This window comes from Ornithinimicrobium cavernae (assembly GCF_003121625.1).
GTDB lineage: Bacteria > Actinomycetota > Actinomycetes > Actinomycetales > Dermatophilaceae > Ornithinicoccus > Ornithinicoccus cavernae.
In genome coordinates this window covers 1-2,309 of record NZ_QDDJ01000027.1, presented here as the reverse complement: position 1 = coordinate 2,309, position 2,309 = coordinate 1, and the positions used below count along the sequence as shown (strand labels likewise).

At 70.8% G+C, this 2,309-nt stretch carries 2 protein-coding genes; both read left to right on the top strand.

All coding sequences use genetic code 11. From position 1 onward, the window contains the following. A partial coding sequence (locus tag DA085_RS20555; RefSeq protein WP_109474864.1) for an aldehyde dehydrogenase family protein occupies positions 1 to 1,446 on the top strand: 1,446 nt, incomplete at its 5' end. After that, positions 1,443 to 2,309 (top strand): aldehyde dehydrogenase family protein (locus DA085_RS20550; RefSeq protein ID WP_109474863.1); only part of this gene is annotated, 867 nt, incomplete at its 3' end. The genes DA085_RS20555 and DA085_RS20550, both read left to right, overlap by 4 nt.

The window sequence follows — 2,309 nt, the reverse complement described above, 5'->3', positions numbered from 1 at the left end:
ATGCCGACTTTTGAGTACGCCCCGGCGCCGGAGTCCCGTGCCGTCGTCGATATCGCCAGCTCCTACGGGTTGTTCATCGGTGGGGAGTTCGTCGAGTCCCGTGGGGGCACCCCGTTCAAGACGATCAGCCCGGCCACCGAGGAGGTCCTGGCGCAGGTCTCCGAGGCCAGCGAGCAGGACGTCGACCGGGCCGTGGCCGCCGCCCGCACGGCCTTTGGCAGCTGGTCGGCCCTGTCCGGGACGGACCGGGGCAAGTACCTGTTCCGGATCGCCCGGATCATGCAGGAACGGGCCCGGGAGTTCGCGGTGCTGGAGTCCCTGGACAACGGCAAACCGATCCGGGAGTCCCGCGACGTGGACGTCCCGACCGCCGCGGCGCACTTCTTCTACCACGCCGGGTGGGCCGACAAACTCTCCTACGCCTCCCTGGGGGACCGCCCCCGCCCGCACGGTGTGGTCGGGCAGGTCATCCCGTGGAACTTCCCGCTGCTCATGCTGGCCTGGAAGATCGCCCCGGCCCTGGCCACCGGCAACACCGTCGTCCTCAAACCCGCCGAGACCACCCCGCTGACCGCGCTGCTGTTCGCGCAGGTCTGCCAACAGGCCGACCTGCCCCCCGGCGTGGTCAACATCATCACCGGCGCCGGCCCGACCGGTCAGGCCCTCATCGCCCACCCCGATGTCGACAAGGTCGCCTTCACCGGCTCCACCGCCGTCGGCAAGGCCATCGCGACCACCATCGCCGGCACCCGCAAGAGAGCCACCCTGGAACTGGGCGGCAAGGCCGCCAACATCGTCTTCGACGACGCCCCGCTGGACCAGGCCATCGAGGGCATCGTCAACGGCATCTTCTTCAACCAGGGCCACGTCTGCTGCGCCGGGTCCCGCCTCCTGGTCCAGGAATCCATCGCCGAAGAGGTCGAGACCAAGCTCAAGACCCGCCTGGCCACCCTGCGCGTCGGGGACCCACTGGACAAGAACACCGACATCGGCGCCATCAACTCCGCCGCCCAGCTCGAACGCATCACCACCCTGGCCGCCGTCGGCGAGGCCGAGGGCGCCACCCGCTGGTCCCCCGAGTGCGAGCTGCCCGCCAACGGGTTCTGGTTCGCCCCCACCATCTTCACCGGCGTCGCCCAGACCCACCGCATCGCCCAGGAAGAGATCTTCGGCCCCGTCCTGTCCGTGCTGACCTTCCGCACCCCCGGCGAAGCCGTCGCCAAGGCCAACAACACCCCCTACGGCCTGTCCGCCGGCATCTGGACCGAGAAAGGCTCCCGCATCCTGTGGATGGCCGACCACCTCAAAGCCGGCGTCGTCTGGGCCAACACCTTCAACAAGTTCGACCCCACCAGCCCGTTCGGCGGCTACAAAGAGTCCGGCTACGGCCGCGAAGGCGGCCGCCACGGCCTGAGCGCCTACGTCACCACCGGAGACCCCACATGAGCACCACCCCCAAAACCACCACCAAGCCCACCCGCACCCCCCGCGGGAAGACGGCCGCGCCCTCCCGGGTCGACGTCCGCAAGACCTACAAGCTCTACATCGGCGGCGCCTTCCCCCGCAGCGAGTCCGGCCGCTCCTACGAGATCTACACCACCGGACGCACCCCCACCTTCCTGGCCAACGCCGCCCAGGGCTCCCGCAAGGACGCCCGCGACGCCGTCACCGCCGCCCGCAAGGCCCTCCCCGGCTGGGCCGGGGCCACCGCCTACAACCGCGGCCAGGTCCTCTACCGCGTCGCCGAGGTCATGGAATCACGCCGCGCCCAGTTCGTCACCGAGGTCCAGGCCGCCGAAGGCCTCACCCCCACCCGCGCCGAGACCACCGTCTCCGCCGCGATCGACCGGTGGGTCTGGTACGCCGGCTGGTCCGACAAGTACGCCCAGATCCTCGGCGGCCTCAACCCCGTCGCCGGCCCCTACTTCAACATCTCCGCCCCCGAACCCACCGGCGTCGTCGCCGCCCTCGCCCCCCAAACCTCCTCCCTCCTAGGCCTGGTCTCCGTCCTGGCCCCCATCATCGTCTCCGGCAACACCACCATCGTCCTGGCCTCCCAAACCCGGCCCGTCCCCGCGATCACCCTCGCCGAGGCCCTAGCCACCTCCGACGTCCCCGCCGGCGTCGTCAACCTCATCACCGGCCACACCGCCGAGATCGCCCCCTGGCTCGCCACCCACCGCGACGTCAACGCCATCGACCTCACCGGCGCCGCCAACGCCACCGGCCTGAACTGGGGCGACCTCGAAGCCGCCGCCGCCACCAACCTCAAACGCGTCCTGCGCCCCGCCGGCACCACCCCCACCGCC